12 protein-coding genes (1 of these 12 running past the window's edge) are annotated in these 17,547 nt (G+C 72.7%); 8 read left to right on the plus strand and 4 right to left on the minus strand.

Annotated features, from left to right (window positions below; all coding sequences use genetic code 11):
• Window positions 1–541, plus strand: partial view of a hypothetical protein gene (locus WMF17_RS37845; RefSeq protein WP_437645852.1) — the 3' portion only. It extends 293 nt beyond the left edge of the window; 541 of the gene's 834 nt are visible here — the last part of the coding sequence; its start codon lies beyond the left edge, outside the window; it ends in the stop codon at window positions 539–541.
• Window positions 538–1,215, plus strand: a complete 678-nt coding sequence (locus WMF17_RS37850) for a hypothetical protein (protein WP_437645854.1) — start codon at window positions 538–540, stop codon at window positions 1,213–1,215. Before WMF17_RS37845 ends, WMF17_RS37850 begins: the two co-directional genes overlap by 4 nt.
• A gap of 19 nt (window positions 1,216–1,234) precedes the next feature.
• Here WMF17_RS37850 and nadA read toward each other — a convergent pair whose 3' ends face one another.
• Window positions 1,235–2,194 carry a quinolinate synthase NadA gene (gene nadA / locus WMF17_RS37855; RefSeq protein ID WP_437598244.1) on the minus strand — a complete coding sequence of 320 codons (960 nt, stop codon included), beginning with the start codon at window positions 2,192–2,194 and terminating at the stop codon, window positions 1,235–1,237.
• 131 nt (window positions 2,195–2,325) lie between these two features.
• Between nadA and WMF17_RS37860 the strand changes: the two genes are divergently transcribed.
• From WMF17_RS37860 to WMF17_RS37875, 4 genes are all read left to right on the plus strand, one after another.
• Window positions 2,326–2,709, plus strand: a complete 384-nt coding sequence (locus tag WMF17_RS37860) for a DUF3634 family protein (RefSeq protein WP_437645855.1) — start codon at window positions 2,326–2,328, stop codon at window positions 2,707–2,709.
• 43 nt (window positions 2,710–2,752) lie between these two features.
• Window positions 2,753–4,144: an ABC1 kinase family protein gene (locus WMF17_RS37865; protein ID WP_437645857.1), complete on the plus strand. Its 1,392-nt coding sequence runs from the start codon at window positions 2,753–2,755 to the stop codon at window positions 4,142–4,144.
• Window positions 4,145–4,252: 108 nt separating this feature from the next.
• Window positions 4,253–6,310: a protein kinase domain-containing protein gene (locus tag WMF17_RS37870; protein ID WP_437645859.1), complete on the plus strand. Its 2,058-nt coding sequence runs from the start codon at window positions 4,253–4,255 to the stop codon at window positions 6,308–6,310.
• Window positions 6,311–6,327: 17 nt separating this feature from the next.
• Window positions 6,328–8,214 (plus strand): hypothetical protein, encoded by a 1,887-nt coding sequence (locus WMF17_RS37875; protein ID WP_437645860.1) that lies wholly within the window; start codon window positions 6,328–6,330, stop codon window positions 8,212–8,214.
• A gap of 71 nt (window positions 8,215–8,285) precedes the next feature.
• On the opposite strand, the gene WMF17_RS37880 is transcribed toward WMF17_RS37875, so the two are convergent.
• Entirely contained in the window at window positions 8,286–10,232 is a 1,947-nt protein-coding gene (locus WMF17_RS37880; protein ID WP_437598251.1) for a ribonuclease R family protein, read from the minus strand.
• Window positions 10,233–10,551: 319 nt separating this feature from the next.
• Between WMF17_RS37880 and WMF17_RS37885 the strand changes: the two genes are divergently transcribed.
• The gene (locus tag WMF17_RS37885; protein WP_437645862.1) at window positions 10,552–11,085 is read left to right on the plus strand and encodes an FHA domain-containing protein; all 534 of its coding nucleotides are present in this window, start codon (window positions 10,552–10,554) and stop codon (window positions 11,083–11,085) included.
• Between the two features lie 19 nt (window positions 11,086–11,104).
• Here WMF17_RS37885 and WMF17_RS37890 read toward each other — a convergent pair whose 3' ends face one another.
• Together WMF17_RS37890 and WMF17_RS37895 are read right to left on the minus strand one after the other, a co-directional pair.
• A complete protein-coding gene (locus tag WMF17_RS37890; protein ID WP_437645863.1) occupies window positions 11,105–12,793 on the minus strand; it encodes a PEGA domain-containing protein in 1,689 nt (562 codons plus the stop codon).
• A gap of 161 nt (window positions 12,794–12,954) precedes the next feature.
• The gene (locus WMF17_RS37895) at window positions 12,955–15,729 is read right to left on the minus strand and encodes a serine/threonine-protein kinase (protein ID WP_437645865.1); all 2,775 of its coding nucleotides are present in this window, start codon (window positions 15,727–15,729) and stop codon (window positions 12,955–12,957) included.
• Between the two features lie 372 nt (window positions 15,730–16,101).
• On the opposite strand from WMF17_RS37895, the gene WMF17_RS37900 reads away from it, so the two are divergent.
• Entirely contained in the window at window positions 16,102–17,499 is a 1,398-nt protein-coding gene (locus WMF17_RS37900) for a cytochrome-c peroxidase (RefSeq protein ID WP_437645867.1), read from the plus strand.
• The last annotated feature ends 48 nt before the right edge of the window (window positions 17,500–17,547 follow it).

Raw genomic sequence — 17,547 nt, forward strand, 5'->3', positions numbered from 1 at the left:
CGGTCTCGGCATCCACGCGCGCTGGGAAATCCTCGAGCTCCTGCGCTTCTCCGCCTTCGTCGTGCTTTCCCGGCACGAGCTCGCCCTGCAGCAAGGCGCGCTGGGGCAGCCCGGCGCCATCACGGCAGAGCCGCGCGAGGACGGCGCGCCCGGGGTGCGCGCCCTCGCGCTCGGCGCGCGCCTCGCGCCGACGCTGTCGCTCGGCGAGCGCGCCCGCGCATGGGCGTCGGTCGGCGTCGGCTACGACCGGTTCGACTTCGGCCGCATGCGCGTCTCCGACCCGGGGGGCGAGTTCACCATCCGCGAGCGCGGGGCCTCGTATGTCGCCGTCCCGCTGGGGCTCGGGGTGTCGTTCGACCTCATCCGCGACTGGCTCACGATCGAGCTGGAGACCTCGGGGGCCTTCGTGCTCGGCCGGGGCGGCGACGCCACGCGGGAAGGCCAGGCCATCGACGGCCTGGGGCTGCGGCGCACCATCGGCGCGCTGCCGCAGGTTCGAGGCTCGTTCACGCAGACCCTCGGCCTGTCCCTGGTGCTGTGATCGCCCGCGCGCGCGGCAGGCGGGTGGTCCTCACCGCCGCGGTCGCTCTGGCGGCCACGGCGTGCGGCGGGCCGGCTCCGAGGGGACGCCCGCCAGCGCCGCCGCGATCGCCCGCTCTCACGGCGTCGTCGGCGCGCTCGCAGCACGGCGCCGGCGGGACATCGCACGCGGGAGGCCAGGGCCATGCCCCGGCGCGAGGCCAGGGCGATGCCCCGGCGCGAGGCCAGGGCGACGAGCCGGCGCGAGGCCAGGGCGACGAGCCGGCGCGAGGCCAGGGCGACGAGCCGGCGGGTTCCAGGAAAGACGCCGCCGCAGCGCAGCCGCGGGAGCGGCCATTCTCGGCCGCCTGCGCGGGCGACGCGGACTGCGGTTACGATCCCGCGAGCGAGCGCTGCGGCGCCGATCCCCGGCTGAACCGGCAGCCGCCCGTCACGGATCAGGGGATCGTCTGCTACTGCGACGCGGGCGCGTGCGCGCGGCTCCGCGTGCTGCCCGTGCCGTGCGAGGGGGACCACGACTGCGCCGTGGCCCACGAGCCGCGCGCCCACCCTGTCCGCGCGACCCGGGAGCGGCCGCACGAGAAGGGGCGCCCCTGCCGCGACCTCACGCTGTCGACGACGTGCGAGCGGACCAATATCTGCACCCTGCACCGCCACGCGTGCCCGGGGCGGTGAGCCGCGTCGCCAGGCGAGCTCAGCTGAGGGCCAGCATGCGATCGATCGGGACGCGCGCGCGCTCGCGCAGCTCGGGCGCCATCTCGAGGCGCGGGGCGAGGTCGCGCAGCGCGAGATAGATCTTCTCGAGCGTGTTGAGCCGCATGAAGGGGCACTCGTTGCAGGCGCAGTTGCCCTCGGGCGGCCCCTCGATGAACTCCTTCTGCGGCGACGCCTTGCGCATCTGGTGCACGATGCCGCTCTCCGTCGCGACGATGTACTTCGTGGCGTCGTCCGCGATCGTGTACTTGAGCAGCGCGGTCGTCGAGCCGATGTAGTCGGCCATCCGCAGGATCGGCTCCTCGCACTCGGGGTGCGCGATGAGCTTCGCGTCCGGGTGGCGCTCGCGCAGCCCGATGATCTTGCGCAGGCTGAACGTCTCGTGCACGACGCAGCTGCCCTGCCACAGGCGCATCGGGCGGCCCGTCCTCTCCACGAGCCAGCGCCCGAGGTTCTTGTCGGGCGCAAAGAGGATCTCCTGCCCCTCGGGGATCGCGCGGACGATCTTCTCGGCGTTCGACGACGTGCAGATGTAGTCGCTCTCCGCCTTCACCTCGGCGGAGCAGTTGATGTAGGAGATCGCGACCGCGCCGGGGTACCGGGCGCGCCACGCGCGGAAGCGGTCGGCGGGGCAGCCGTCGGCGAGCGAGCAGCCAGCCTGCATGTCGGGCACCACGACGATGCGCTCCGGGTTCAGGATCTTCGCCGTCTCGGCCATGAAATGCACGCCGGCGAACAGGATGACGTCCGCGGTGGTCTTCTTGGCCTGCTGGGCCAGCTGCAACGAGTCGCCAAGGAAGTCCGCGAGATCCTGGATCTCTCCATCCTGGTAGTAGTGGGCCAGGAGGACGGCGTTCCTCTCCCGCTTCAGGCGGCTGATCTCGTCGTGCAGATCCAGGCGCGGATCGATGGCGGCAGGCTGGGGCGCGGCGCTCGTCATGGGGTCCTAGGGTAGGCACCGCGCGCCGCGCTGACCAGGCCCCGCGGTCCGGGCCGCGCTCGCAGGCGCCCCGGAGCCCGCCGCGTCCAGCGTTGACAACGGCCGGCACCGGTTCACGATCCTGGCCCGCGGTGAGCCTCTGGGGGGGAGGCGCGCTCGTCGTGGGCGGCCCCCTCATGTCCTTCCTGATCCCCCTCGCCCTGCTCGCCGTCGTCGTGCCGCTCATCGTGGCCCTCCTCCGCGCGAATGAGCTCTTTTACGTGCGCGTCGAGGGGCGTAACGTCCGGCTGCTCCGCGGCCGGCTGCCGCAACGCCTGCTCGACGACATCACGGACGTCCTCCGCGCTGCGCCGGTCGGGCGGGGCGCGGTGCGGGTGGTGGTCGAGGACCGGCGGGCCCGGGTCCATGTGCAAGGGGACATCTCCCCGGAGCAGGCTCAGCAGCTGAGGAACACCGTCTCCCTCTGGCCGGTTCCGAAGATCCGCGCGGCCCCGAAGCGCCGCGTCGGCGCCTGACCTCTCCGCGCCGACCCACGCTACCCTAACGAGTCAGTCCCGCATGGCCGACGACAAGCCCAGAGACAAACCGCCGACCTCCAAGCTGGGGCGCCTCGCGCGCCTCGCCGGCCTCGCGCCCCGCACCATCCCGTTCGCCATCGAGGGCGCGAGGCGCGCCCTCGGCGCGACGCGGACCGAGGAGGAGGAGACCGAGGCGCGGCGGAAGATGACCCGGGAGGTGAAGAAGACCGCCGAGGCGATGCTGAAGACGCTCGGCGAGATGAAGGGCCTGCCGCTCAAATTCGGCCAGATGGCGAGCTACATCGACGGGCTCGCGCCGCCGGGGTACGAGGAGAAGTTCCAGGCCACGCTGAAGAAGCTGCTCGACAAGGCGCCGCCCCTGTCGCCCGAGGCCGCGGAGCAGATGGTGCTCCAGGAGCTCGGCACCCCGCCGCACGAGGTGTTCGCGGCGTGGGAGCGCGAGCCGTTCGCCGCGGCGAGCATCGGACAGGTGCACCGGGCCACGACGAAGACGGGGGACCGGGTCGCCGTCAAGGTGCAGTACCCCGGCATGGACAGGGCCATCGAGAACGACCTGAAGAGCGTCTCGATGCTCGAGGCGATGATGGCGCCCATCGCCAAGAAGCTGCACGCCCGGCAGACCGTCGACGAGCTCCGCAAGGTCTTCCTGTCCGAGCTCGACTACGCCCGCGAGGCCGAGATGGCGGACCTGTTCCGCCGCATGAACGCCGGGGACGAGGACATCTACATCCCCCGGATCCACCACAGCCTCACGACGAGACGGGTCATCACGCTCGAGTTCGTCGACGGCATGAGCTACGCCGAGTTCTGCGAGCGCGGCAGCCAGGAGGCGAAGAACCGCGCGGGCCTCTCCATCTGGCGCTTCACCTTTCGCTCGATGCTCCGGTACGGCTGGCTCTACGCCGATCCGCACCCCGGCAACTACCGATTCCACGAGGACGGCCGGGTCGCGATCCTCGATTTCGGCTGCGTGAAGCAGCTCCCGCCCGACCTCGTGGAGGGCATGAAGCGCTACATGCGCGCCGCCATGGACGCGGACTGGAAGGAGTTCGACCGCGCCTGCGTGGAGGTGCTCGGCTACGATCCGAACGACGAGAGCTGGGATCTCTACCGGAGCTACACGATGGAGCTCATGGTCCCGCTGTGCGCGCAAGGGACATGGAAGTGCTCCCCGGAGAAGGCGCGCGAGACCGTGGCGTACCTGACCCGCGGCATCCGGGGGCTCGCCTTCAAGGAGGGGGAGAAGATGCCCACCATCCCCCACGTGCCGAAGATGCCGCAGGACTTCACGTTCGTGAATCGGCTGCAGTGGGGGCTCGCGTCCGTGCTGGCGGGGCTCCGGACCGAGGCGGCGTTCCGGCCGACCATCGATCCCTGGGTGCGCGACGGGGTGTACCCGATCCCCGATTGAGCCGGGGACGCTGGCAGGCTCGTCGGCACGGGGAAGCAAGACGATGTCGCCCTCGCCGCGGCTCTCACCTTGACCTTGATCCCGCGCGCTGTGACATTCGATCGGGGCATGGACGACGAGAGGGCGACCTGCGAGAGGCGCGTGGGGACGACCCTGCGGGGCAAATGGACGATCGATCGCCTCCTCGGGATCGGCGGGATGGCCGCCGTCTATGCCGCGACCCACAAGATCGGGCGGCGCGAGGCGATCAAGATCCTCCACCCCGAGGTCGCGCGCTCGAAGGACCTGCGCGCCCGGTTCGAGCGGGAGGCCCAGGCGGTCAATCGCTTCCGCCACCCCGGCGTGGTCGAGATCCGCGACATCGACATGGCCGAGGACGGCGCGCCGTTCCTCGTGATGGAGCTCCTCGACGGCGAGTCGCTCGCCGACCGGCTCCAGCGGCTCGGCCACGTCGAGACGGGCGAGATGCTGCGCCTGATGGACGAGCTGCTCGACGTGCTCGGAGAGGCGCACGATCAGGGGATCATCCACCGCGACATCAAGCTCGACAACCTGTTCGTCGAGCGGACCGGGCGCCTCAAGGTGCTCGACTTCGGCATCGCCCGCATGCGCGACGGCGTGAAGACGGCGATGCGGACCCGGACGGGCGCGACGCTCGGGACCGTGTCGTACATGGCCCCGGAGCAGGTGCGCGGCATCTCGGTCGACCACCGGGCGGACCTCTTCGCCGCCGGCGCGACGATGTTCCGGCTGATCGCGAAGCGGCGCATCCACGAGGCGCGCACGGAGTCCGAGCTGCTCGTGAAGATGGCGACCATGGCGGCGCCGCCGCTCGCGAGCGTCGCGCCGGAGACGCCGCCGGGGCTGTGCGCCCTCGTGGACAGGGCGCTCGCCTTCGATCGCGACCGGCGCTACCCGGACGCCCGCACGATGCAGGCGGACATGCGCGCGCTCCTGCGCGGAGAGCCGCCGCCGTTCGCGTCGGCGCGCCTCGCGGCGGGGGACTCGCCGTCGGCGGGCGCGCCGCAGGTCTCGCCGATGCTCGCGGCGGCTGCCGCCTCGATGGAGGCGGCCGAGCCGCCGCCGCGGGCGGCGGCCCCCTCGGGCGCGAGGTGGAGCGAGAGGGGCTCGGCGCCCGCGCTCGGACCGGAGTCCGGCTCCGGCGGAGCGACCGCGTGGGAGGCCCCCACGATGGCGGCGCCCGGGGCCCGGGGCGGGAGCGTCATGGATGCCGCCCAGGCGCACGGAAGCCACCCGAGCATGGCGCAGGCCGGCCCCGGAGCGCCGAACGGACCGCCGTCGTCCCTGCACAGCACGGAAGCAGGCCACGCCGGAATGCACGGCCCGCCCGCCTCACATCACGGCGCCAGCATGCCCCACAGCGCGCCCGCCTCGCTCCACAACACCGGCGCGTCCTACGGCGCGCCCGCCTCGCTCCACAACACCGGCGCGTCCTACGGCGCGCCCGCCTCGCTCCACAACACCGGCGCGCCCTACGGCGCGCCCGCCTCGCTCCACAACACCGGCGCGTCCTACGGCGCGCCCGCCTCGCTCCACAACACCGGCGCGTCCTACGGCGCGCCCGCCTCGCTCCACAACACCGGCGCGTCCTACGGCGCGCCCGCCTCGCTCCACAACACCGGCGCGTCCTACGGCGCGCCCTCCGCGCCGCACGCCGCCAGCGTGCCGCACGGCGCGCCCGCCTCGCTCCACAACACCGGCGCGCCCCTGCACAACAGCGGCTCGTCCTACGCCGCACCCTCGTCGCCGCACGCCGCCAGCGCCCCCTACGGCGAGCCGTCGGCTGCCGGCTGGGCGCCGCGCCGCGCGCAGCCGAAGCAGCCGTTGACGCTCATGATCCTGCTCGCGATCGGCGGCGTGGCCCTCGTGATCGCGAGCGTGGTCGCGGTGTGGGTGGCGCTCCGCGACGAACCCCAGAGCGACGCGGTTCGCCACGATCTGCTGCCAGCGCAGAGCGCAAGCGCCGGGCCGACCCAGCTGTCCCCCTCCGAGAGCACCGACGAGCCGCCGCGCGACCCGGGCGAGCCGGAGACGATACGCCCGAACCCACCGAAAGCCTCGGCGAGCGCGCCGCCGCCCGTCAACACCATCATCATCGATTTGCCAAAAAAAAAGCGCAAGACGAGAAAATCACATCAGGATTGAAGTCAGAACCGCCGAACATGGAGCTCCGCCCCCTGATGGTCACGAGGACAACCCTGCGCGCTCGATCGATGCTCGTCGGGTCTGCGCTCGTGCTCGCGGGCGCGTGCTCGGAGCCGGCGCCATTCAACCCGGGGCCCGGTGGCGGTGGCGGCGGCAGTGGCGGCGGTGGCACCGGAGGCGGCGGTGGCACCGGAGGCGCGCCGTTCTGCAGCGTCGGCGAGGAGCAGCCTTGCTATCCCGGCCCGGCGGACACCGAGGGCGTCGGCGTGTGCGCGGCGGGGGTGCAGAGGTGCCAGCCGGACGGCCAGAGCTTCGGCGAGTGCGAGGGCGCCGTGGTCCCGAGGCCGGAGGACTGCAGCACCACCCTGGACGACGACTGCGACGGCGAGACGAACGAGCCCGACGCGGAGTGCGTGTGCACCCCGGGCCAGATCGAGACCTGTTACAGCGGCCCCGAGGGGACGAACGGCGTCGGGCTCTGCGCGGCGGGGCTGCGAATGTGCGACATCTCGGGGACGTCGTGGCGGCCGTGCGAGGGCCAGGTCACCCCGGCGAGCGAGACGTGCGCGGACGACACCGACGAGGACTGCGACGGCTTCGCCTGCAGCGCGCCGCTCTGGTCCGCCCTCTACGGCGATTCGAACATCCAGAGCGCGACGAGCGTCGGCGTCGACGCGCACGGGAACATCTATATCGGCGGCACCTTCTCGGGGACCCTCAACCTGGGCGGTGAGACCCTGGTGGCCATCGGCACCGCCGACGTGTACGTCGCGAGCTTCGACGCGACCGGAGCCCACCGCTGGAGCGCGAGGTTCGGCGGCAGCGGCGCCGAGACGCTCAACGCGCTCGCGGTGACGCCCGACGGCAACCTCGTGTTCGGCGGGACGTTCTACGGATCCTTCACGTTCGGCAGCGCGACGTTGCGCAGCGTCAACGCGCTCGACAGCTTCGTGGCCACGCTGGGCGCAGACGGCACCCCCGGCTGGGCACGCCAGATCGGAAACAGCGCGGATCAGACGCTGCGCTCCATCGCGGTGGACAGCGCCGGGAACATCGTGATCGCCGGCTACTTCAGCGGGTCGCTGCTCTGCTCGACGGGGCCCGTCCCGGTCTGCGTCGACAGCCAAGGCGGCACCGATATCTTCGTGCGGAAGTACGATCCGCTCGGGGCCGTCCTGTGGACCAAGATCTACGGAGACACCTCGAACCAGTTCGCCACCAGCGTGGCCGTCGACGCCGAGGGCAGCGTGTTCATCACCGGCCGGTACAACGGCACGCTGGCCGTCGGGGCCCGGCAAGTGAGAAACACCGGGCTCGGGCCGAACCTGTTCGTCCTCAAGCTCGACAGCGGTGGGCTCGGCGTCTGGCTCTCGGACTACGGGGACACGGCCTCGCAGGCAGGCACCGGGATCGCCACCACCCCGTCCGGCGCGGTGCTCGTGACGGGGACGTACTCGGGCGAGCTCGACTTCGGCGCTGCAAACCGGATTCGTGCCAACGGCGCGCCGACAGCGTTCGTCGTGTCGCTCGACCCGAGCGGCACGCCTGTGTGGGCGCGGTCGTTCGTCGGTGATGGCTCGCAGGAGAGCACGGCGGTCGTCGCGGACGCAGAGGGCAACGCGGTGGTGACCGGCGCGGCGCAGGGCGTGATCGCCCTCGGCGACGAGGCGCTGCCGAACGGCGGCGGCTTCGACGCCTTCATCGCGAAGCTCGACCCGCAGGGCAAGACCGTCTGGGGGAAGATGCTCGGCGCCGCCGGCAACCAGAAGGCGAACGCGGCGGCCATCTCGCCCGGGACCGGCACCATCGTGCTCTGCGGTACGGCCGAGGGGAGGATCGACTTCGGCCTCGGCGAGCACGAGGCGAACGGCACCGACGCGTTCGCCGCGAGCCTGTCGCCGTAGCCGCCGCGGCACCGGCGCGTTCGCCGCGAGCCCGTCGCCGTAGCCGCCGCGGGTGCGCGCCGCGGCCCAGGTCACGCGGCGCCGCGAGCGCCCGCAGGGACGAGGTCGACGCGCCCGAGCTCCTCGTTCGTCGACGCGATGGCCGCGCGGATCGGCTCGCCGATGCCGTAGCGACGGGTCGCGCCGATCAGCGCCTGGGCGGCGACGTCGAGCCGATAAGGGCCGTCCGGCAGCGCCTCCAGCGCGATCGTGCCCGTCGCGCCGGACTCGAGCATCTGGACGACGAGGCCGAACGGCTTGATGGACACGATGTTGCCCTCGATCTCCTCGCCGATCCGGGTGGCGAACAGGCGCGCCACGAGCATGCGGTGCCGCTCGGTCTCGGCCTTGCCGGCGCTGCGCGCCCGCGCGTTCAGGTGGTGGGCGAGCGACGCGAGCGCCTCGGAGTCCGCGCGCGGATCGCGGTGACCCTGGAGGTAGCGCTTGACCACGCGATGCACCGCGAGGTCGGCATAGCGGCGGATCGGCGAGGTGAAGTGCAGGTACAGCGGGGCGCCCAGGCCGAAATGCAGGCCCGGGGCGGCCGTGTAGCGCGCGGGGCCGAGCGCCTTGCCGAGCACGGTGCGGATGGCGGGCGCGAGCTCCGAGCCCCGGAACTGCGCCTCGAACGCCGCGAGGCCGAAGGGGCTCAGGCGCGGGCCGAACCCGGCCTCCACGCCGAAGTTGTGCGCGAAGTGCTCGAGCGTCCGGACGCGCTCCTCGGTGGGCTCGTCGTGGACGCGAAAGACGCAGGGGAGCCCGCGCGCCACGAGCCAGCTGGCCACGGCCTCGTTCGCCGCCACCATCAGCCGCTCGATGAGGCGGTGCGCGCCCGTGTCGGCGCGCGGCGAGACGCCGGTCGGCTCGCGCGTCTCGGCGTCGAGCGTCACATAGGCCTCCTCGCGGTCGAGCTCGACCCCGCCGCGCGCCCCGCGCACCGTCGACAGCCGCGCGGCCGCGGTGCGGAGCCAGCGCACGACCGGGCGGGCCGCCTCGGGGATGACGGCGGAGCGGCCCGTCGTCAGGAACTCCTCGACGGCATCGTACGAGAGGCGAGCGTGCGAGCGGATCACGCTCTCGTGAAGGTCGATCGAGGTGACGCCGCCCTCGGGATCGACGCGCAGCTCGATCGTGACCGCGAGCCGATCGATCCCCGGGAGCAGGCTCGCTCCCTCGCTGGAGATCGCGTCGGGGAGCATCGGGATGACGCGGCCAGCCAGGTAGACGCTCGTGCCCCGGGCGCGGGCCTCGAGATCGAGCGGCGAGCCCTCCGGGACGAACGCGTCCACGTCGGCGATCGAGACGAAGACGCGGAGCGCCCCGTCGGGCCCTGCCGGCAGCACGGAGACGGCGTCGTCGATGTCCGTGGTGACGGGCGCGTCGATCGTGACCGTGACGAGATCGCGCAGATCGCGGCGGCCGCGCGCGAGCTCACGCTCGACCGACGTCGCCGCGACCGCCGCGCGCGACGCCTCGACGACCTCGCCCGGGAACACGGCGCGCACGCCGTTGCGGGCGAGGCAGCGCTCGATGCCGAGATCGGCGCCCGGCGCGACGACCCGCGCCGGGACGACCGCCGCGCCCTCGATGAGGGCGACCACCGACGTGCCCTCGGCGAGGTCGTCGGCGGTGCCCGGCTTGAACGGCCAGTCCGTGTTGGAGACGAGGCGATCAACCCGGAGGTGCGGCCGCTTCGCGTGCGAGACGACCGTCCCGAAGAGCTCGGCGCGATCGCGATGGACGAGCGCGAGCTGCGACGCGCCGTAGCGACCGGGCTCCGCCTCCACGACCACCGCGTCCACGACGTCGCCGTCGAGGAACGGGTTCAGATCGGGCGGCGTGATGAAGGCGGTCGCCGGGGCCAGGGCAGCCCCGCCCGGCTTGCCCGGCGCACCGCCCTTCTCCGGAGAGGCCTCGATGTTCAGGAACCCGAAGCCGCGTGGGTTGACCGAGATGCGTCCACGAACCAGTGCGTGCATGGGCGCGGAAGGTACGCCAGGTTCCGGCGTTTTCGAGCGCAGTCTGTCCGGCGAGCCGTCGCGGCCGCCTCACCGGTGCTCGATGCTCACGAATTACCGCGCAGCGGTAATCAGAGGATGCGCGATCCCAGGGCACCGCGATGCGCACACATCGGAGCACCGACTCGGGCTCACGGAGCTCCGCGCCGCGCCGCGGAGACGCGATGTGCCCTGGCTCGGTCACCGCGAGATCCACGCTGCGGAGATGTGGGTGATTCGCGGCAGCAAAGTGGGGCCACCAACATTCCGCTCCTCGGGTTCGGCTTATACTCGGCAGATCGTGGAAGAATCAGGGGACATCATCGAGCTTGCGCGTGTGATGCCTCGGGACCGCTTCGTCCGCAGGGTGACGAGCCTGCTCCTCGTGGTGTCCGAGGCGGGTCCGGACAGCCAGCCATTTGCCTTCCGGACCGTCGCCGCCTCGCCGGCGGCGCACCGGAAGCCGCCGCTTCCGCCCGGTCCGAGCAGCGAGGTGTTCGAGGTCGTCAAGGCGAAGGGCAATCCCTATCCCGATCAGATCTCGGTGGGCCGCACGCGCAATTGCGACGTGGTGCTGCGCCACCCGTCGGTGTCGAAGCTGCACGCGCACTTCCGGCGGCTGGATGCGCAGGGGCAGCTCGTGCTCATCGACAACGGCTCACAGAACGGTACCCGCGTGAACGGCGCGCTGCTCTCCGAGAACGAGCCGCAGGAGGTCGCGGTGGGCGATGTGATCCAGTTCGGCCGGCTCACGGCCTCGCTGCTCGACGCGTCGCGCCTCTTCGACCTCGTGCGCGAGCAGGCGCGCCTCGCGCGGGACCAGGCGAGCCGCTGAGCGCCGCGCGCGGCGGCGCTCAGAAGCGGTATCCCGCGGCGATGTTCGGAAAGAACATCGTGAACGTGCCGTGGGCCAGCTCCTCGAACACGACCTTCTTGCCCGGCGCGCAGTCGACCGTCGGGTCCGTCTCGTTACATTCGGCGTCGACCACGTAGGTGTTGCCCGTCTCGAGGGGCGGGCCGTCGACGAGGAAGAAGCCGACACCGAGGCCCGCGCTGGCGGTGAGCCGCCCGAGCTTCAGCCGGAGCCGGAGCTCCGGCATCGCGAACGGGGCGGCGGAGCGGACGGCTCTGCCCGCGTTGTACACGGCCACGCGGACGGTCCTCCGCGCGTCGGACGCCGTGCCGGTCACCTCGTCGCTCATCTCGGCCAGCACCACGCCGAGCCCGAGCGCTCCGCCGACGTCGAACCAGGAAGACAGCCCGTAATGGTAACTGCCGCCGACCATCACGGTCACGCCGGCCAGCTCGATGTCGTCCTGGAAGGTGTACCGGATGGGGAGCCGGTCCATGCTCCCGTCCGGCGCGGCGTACGTCGCGTCGAGCGAGCGCGCGAGCGTCGTGCGGAGGCTCAGGTATCCGGCCGTGAGCTCGATGGCGGCGCCGGTCGGGAACTCGTAGCTGCCGCGCAGGCCGGCGAGGACGCCGGAAGGGCGCGAGACGTTGGAGCAGCGGTAGCTGCCGCAGCTCAGCTCGGCGTCGCTCTCGAGCGACGGGGCGAAGGCATAGCCGCCGACCGTCTCCAGCCGGAAGACACCGACCCTCCGCCCCCAGCGCGGGTGGCCCTCGTCGATGGCGAGCGGCAGGACGATATCGCCCCTGGTCGTCCGGTCGACGGTCGTGCGGAGCGTGCGCGCGAAATAGCCCGGCTCGTGCGCCTCGAAGGTGTGGCGCCCGAGCGGCAGCGCCCCCCGCCACTGCCCCTTGCCGACCGGGACGCCGTTGATGGCCAGATCCGCGCTCAGCGGCTGGACGACGACGTGGACCTCGTCGCCGAGCGGACCCGCCTCGACCGTGGCGACGGCGAGCTGCCCCGCGACGACGTTCGCCTCGCGCGGCGCGGAGCCGAGGTTGCCCCGGCGCACCGAATAGAAATGCGGGCCGGGCGCGAGCGCTCCCTCCCACGGCAGCTGCCCGATCAGCGCGCCGTCGATGATGAGATCCGCGCCGACGAGCCGCTCGTCCTCGACCTTCAGCCGGCCCGTGTCGGCGAGCGGATCGAGCCTCGCGTCCACCGAGGTGGTCTCGGCGACCCGGACGGTCAGGATCGTCTCGAACGTGCGCCAGCCATCCTTGACGACGCGGAGGGTGTGGCCGCCGGGGAGCAGCCGGATCGGGCCGGAGACGGGGAGCTGGCCGCGCGACCTCCCGTCGATGAGCACCAGGCCATCGACATTCGACGAGACGAGGACGCTGCCGATCCGCCCCCGCAGCCCGGCGATCGTGGACGCGACGCCCTTGCGCTCCGGCTCGCCGAGCTCCGCGCGGAGCTCCGTGAGCAACGCCTCGTAGAGCTCGAGCGCCTCGTCGTAACGCCCGAGCTGATCGAGGCAGAACGCGGCGTTGAGGGTGTTGGGCACCGACGCGACAAGCTGGCGCGATCTCACATAGAGCTCGAGCGCACGCTGGCAGTCGCCGATCTTGCGCAGCTCGTTGCCCTCCTGAAAGAGCGCCTTGGCCCGGGCGAGCGTCTCGTCGTCAGACACGGAGGGCTCAGGCGGCGCGGAAGGCGCGGAAGGCGCGGGCGGCGCGGAGGGCGTTGCCGGCTCGGGCTGCGCGAGGGCCGGAGACGCAGGCGCCGCGAGCGCCGCGGCGAGCGCGCACACCGCGAAGGAGCGCCGCGTGGCGCGAGGGGCGGGCGTCCGGATCACCACCGGTCGACCGGCATCACCGCGGTCGGGGCCGGCGGGGCCACGGGCGCCCCCGTGGAGGACGAGGCGACACCGACCGGCGGGGAGGCGTTGCGTGGCGCGCGGCGCGTCCGGTCGCGGCGCGGGGCCGCCTCAGGGACCGAGGCCGAGGCAGAGGCCGGCGCGAGCGGCTGGAGCTCGATGCGATCGGGGCGGAGCCGGCCGTCGCTCAGCATGAACACCGTCTCCCTCGTGGTCGCGCCGTCGCGGCTCACCTCGAGCTCGAACGTGTCGCCGGCCTTGCCGGTCAGGTCGAGCCGGCCATCGCTCACCGGGCGCGCCGCGCCGTTGACCCGCACCGTCGCCTCCTTCGGGAGCGTCACGGCCGCGGTGAACGACGCAGGTGTCGGCGCGGGCGCAGGCGCGGGCGCGGGCGCGGGCGCGGGAGCGGCGGGCTCGCCCTGCGCGGCGACCGGCGCGCGCCCCTCGCCCCCCGTCGAGGCGCGCAGGGCGAAGCCGCCGCCGATCGCGGCGAGGGCGACCGCCGTGACCGCCGCCCCGACGAAGCGCCTCCGCGCGGCGCCCGCGGGCGCCTGCGCCGCCGTGAAGGAGCTGCCGCCGATCGAGCGCTCCTCCCCCTCGACGGAGCGGGCGAGCCTCGACTCGCGGCGCAGCGCGGCCACCGGGGTCGCGCCGGCGCGCCGCTCCGCGTCGATGCCACGCAGCTGGTCCAGCGTGACGATGTCGGTGCCCTCCGCGTGCAGCTCGAGCGCGACGATCAGCTCCTCCATGCTCTGCCAGCGCTCCCCGGGATCGCGCAGGAGGCCGCGGTGCACGACGGCGGCGAGGGCCGGATCGAGCCACGGCGCGGCCGCGGCCAGCGGCGGCACGCGCTCGGTGCAGATCGAGAGCAGGAGCTCGGCGAGCGAGGCGTTCGGATCCCAGGGGCAGCTCCCGCAGAGCGCCTGGTAGAGCGAGACGCAGAGGCTCCAGATGTCGGAGCGGCGATCGACGTCCCTCGCCATCTTCGCTTGCTCGGGCGACATGTAGATCGGCGACCCGAGCACGCCGCCGGCGCGCGTGAGCTCGTGCGAGACGCCGTCGCCGGTGCGCTTCGCGATGCCGAAATCGCAGACCTTGACCACGAGACGGCGATCGCTCGAGGACGGCGGGCGGATCGAGCCGGACGAGCGGCGGGTGGAGGACGGCGGGCGGATCGAGCCGGACCGACGCTGGCCGGACGGCGGCGACGCCGCCGAGAGCGGGGCGCGCTGGGTGGACGGCGGCGACGCCGCCGAGAGCGGGGCGCGCTGGGTGGACGGCGGCGGCGCGATCGAGCTCGGCGCCCGGTAGGTCGCGCCGTCGAACGGCGCGTGCAGGAAGAGGTTCGCCGGCTTGATGTCCCGGTGCACGACCCCCGCGGCGTGCGCCGCCGCGAGCCCGCGCGCCGCCTGGATGAACACGCGCACGACCGGCGCCGGCTCGAGCGGCCCGCGCATCCTGAGGAGCTTGGCGAGGTCGACCCCGTGCAAGAGCTCCATGATGATGAACGGGGTGGCGAGCGTGAGATCCGTCCCGAGCTCGAACGTCTTGACCACGTGCGGGCTCTGGTTCGCGGTCACCGCGCGCGCCTCGCGGATGAAGCGGCGCACGGCGTGGTCGTCCTGCCCGACGGCGCTCTTGAAGATGACCTTGGCCGCGACCCGCCGCCCCTCGGGCGACTCCGCCTCGTAGACGGCGCCCATCCCGCCGCGCCCGATCAGGCGGCGCACCGCGTACCGGCCGCCGAGCTGGCGGCCGACGAGCGGATCGGTCTCGGCGCCGGCGCGCTCGGCGATCGCGTCGCGCAGCTCGGGATCGAGCGGCCTCAGCATGTCGATCGTGATCCCCTCCTCGCCGCCGGAGGCAGCGCGCAGCGCCTCGGCGAACGCCTCGATCGACGGGTAGCGCCGGTCCACGTCGCTGTGCAGCGCGAGCGAGAGCGCGGTCGCGAGGCGCGCCTCGATCCACGGGGCGCGGTCCTGGATCGACGGGAGCTGCGCGAGCGTCGGCGGCGGCGCGTCCGCCCCCGAGTCCGCCGGGCCGAAGTCGGCGGTGTCCGGCGTGACGTCGAGCTCGGCCCACGGCGAGACGCCGCAGAGCATCTCGTAGAGCGTCGCCGCCAGGCCGAAGACGTCGCCCCGGACGTCCGCGGCGCGATCCCGCGGCCCCGATTCGTCGCGCGGGCGACCGGAGCTCCTCGCCTTGCCCGGGTCGGAGGTGGCCGTGTCGTAGCCCTTCGAGAGCCCGAAGCCGAAGACGCGGACAAGGATCTCGCCGCTCGGGAGGTGCTCCAGGAAGAGGCGCGGCGGGCGAACGTCGCGGTAGACGAGGCCCGCGGCGTGGACCGCCGAGAGCCCCGCGGCGGCCTGGAGCGCGATCCGCACCGCGACCTCGGGCGCGAGCGGCCCCGTCTCGGCGAGGAGGGCGGCGACGTCGGTGCCGTCGAGCAGCGGCATCACGAGGTAGGCGAGATCTCGCTCGAGGTCGTGCCCGGCGTCGGCGATCGGGACGACGTGGGCGTTGTCGAGCTTCGCCGTGACGCTCGCCTCGCGGCTGAGCCGCGACAGCGTGTCCTCGGTGACGACCTCGGGCCGCAGGACCTTCAGCGCGACGCGGCGGCCAGAGGAGCTCCGGGCCTCGAACACGACACCGAACCCCTGCGCGGAGAGGACGCGGACGATCCGATATCCGCCGGTGAGCGCGCCCCCCACGAGCGCCGTCGGATCCGCCAGAGTTGCTGTCCGGCCCATAGCGTCAAGCATACGACGGCCCATCGCTCCCCACAAAGCATGAGTCTCAGGCGACCTCGGAGGCGCACTGCGCCAGGCCGCCGCACCGACGCGGAGCGCCGGCCACGCACCTACAACGACGCCAGGCCGCGCCGCGCCGCAGCGTCGCCGCCGAATGTAGGCACGACAACCGCAGATAGCGCGGTGACCAGACCCTCGGACACGCAGTAAGCCTGTTGAATCACGGAAGATTGTTCTTGCCGTCCACCGACTCGCAACATTAGATTCCCATCATCGGATTCACCGCCGCTCGGTCAGGCCCTGGGCAGGACTGGTTGATCTCACCGACGCACAGCGATGTGCGCCTCCCCCGCCGGGGGAGCTGGAGGCACCATGACCCTGCGATGGATCCGGCGGGCGCTCGCCGCCCTGGCGGCATGTCTCGTCGTCACGCTCCTCCTCGCGCGCCCGGCGCGCGCCAAGGGCTCTCCCGTCGATGAGCAGCTCGCGGAGACGCTCGCCCGACACGGCTTCACCGGAGAGATCGAGTCGACGCTGGAGTCGCGGCTCGGGCGGAAGCTCGACAAGAAGCTGGCGAGGCTCGGGCGTGAGCTGTTCTACGACAGCATCCTCGGCCTGAACGAGGACAACTCGTGCTCAGGGTGCCACTCGCCGACAGCGGGCTTCGCCGACACGCAGTCGATCTCGATCGGCATCGAGAGCAACGGCGTCGTCGGGCCGGGCCGCGCGGGGCCCCGCAACCAGCGCCGCGCGCCGTCGGTCATCAACACGGCCTTCTATCCCACCCTGATGTGGAACTCGCGGTTCTTCGCCGTGTCCGGCGACCCCTTCGACAACAGCGAGGGGTTCTCGTTCACCTCGCCGGAGGGGATGTCGCTCTCGTCCTTGTCGCACCTGCTCACGGCGCAGGCGTTCATCCCGCCGACCGAGATCACCGAGATGACCGGGTACCAGGCGCCGACGTCGCATGATGTCGTGCGCGAGGAGGTCGCGGCGCGCGTGAACGAGGTGAAGGCCTACCGCCGCCGGTTCGGCAAGCAGTTCAACGCGGTGAAGCGAGGAAAGCCCATCACCTATGAGATGATCGCGGCCGCCATCGCCGAGTTCGAGCTGTCGCTCACGTTCGCCGACGCGCCCATCGACAGGTTCGCCCGCGGCCGCCGGAAGGCGATGACGCTGGAGCAGAAGCGCGGCGCGCTGCTCTTCTTCGGCGAGGCGGGGTGCGTCCGCTGCCACGCCGTGTCAGGGCCGTCGAACGAGATGTTCAGCGACTTCCAGCAGCACGCCATCGGCGTGCCGCAGATCGCGCCGACCGACGACCCGGCGCTCTCGAACGTGATCTTCGACGGCCCGAACGCCGATGAGGACTTCGGCCTGGAGCAGGTCACGGGCGACCCGGCCGATCGGTACAAGTTCAGGACGTCGCCGCTGCGCAACGTCGCCCTTCAGCCCACGTTCTTCCACAACGGCTCGTTCACGTCGCTCGAGGGCGCCATCCGCCACCACCTCGACGTCTACGAGTCGGCCACCGAGTACACGAATGCTCACCTCGCTCCGGACCTGCGGGGCGACATGGGCCCGCTCGCCCCGGTCCTCGCCGCCGTCGACCCGCTGCTGCAGGAGCCGATCGAGCTCACCGAGGAGGAGATCGGCTGGCTCTGCGCCTTCGTCGGGGAGGCGCTGCTCGACCCGCGCGCGACCCCGAAGCGCCTCGAGGCGCTCATCCCGGACGAGGTCCCGAGCGGGCATGCGGTCCACCACTTCCAGTAGCCGCGGCTGGGTAGCCGGTGCTCACCGGGCCCTCCAGCTCGCGGGAGG

Source organism: Sorangium sp. So ce362, assembly GCF_051519845.1.
GTDB lineage: Bacteria > Myxococcota_A > Polyangia > Polyangiales > Polyangiaceae > Sorangium.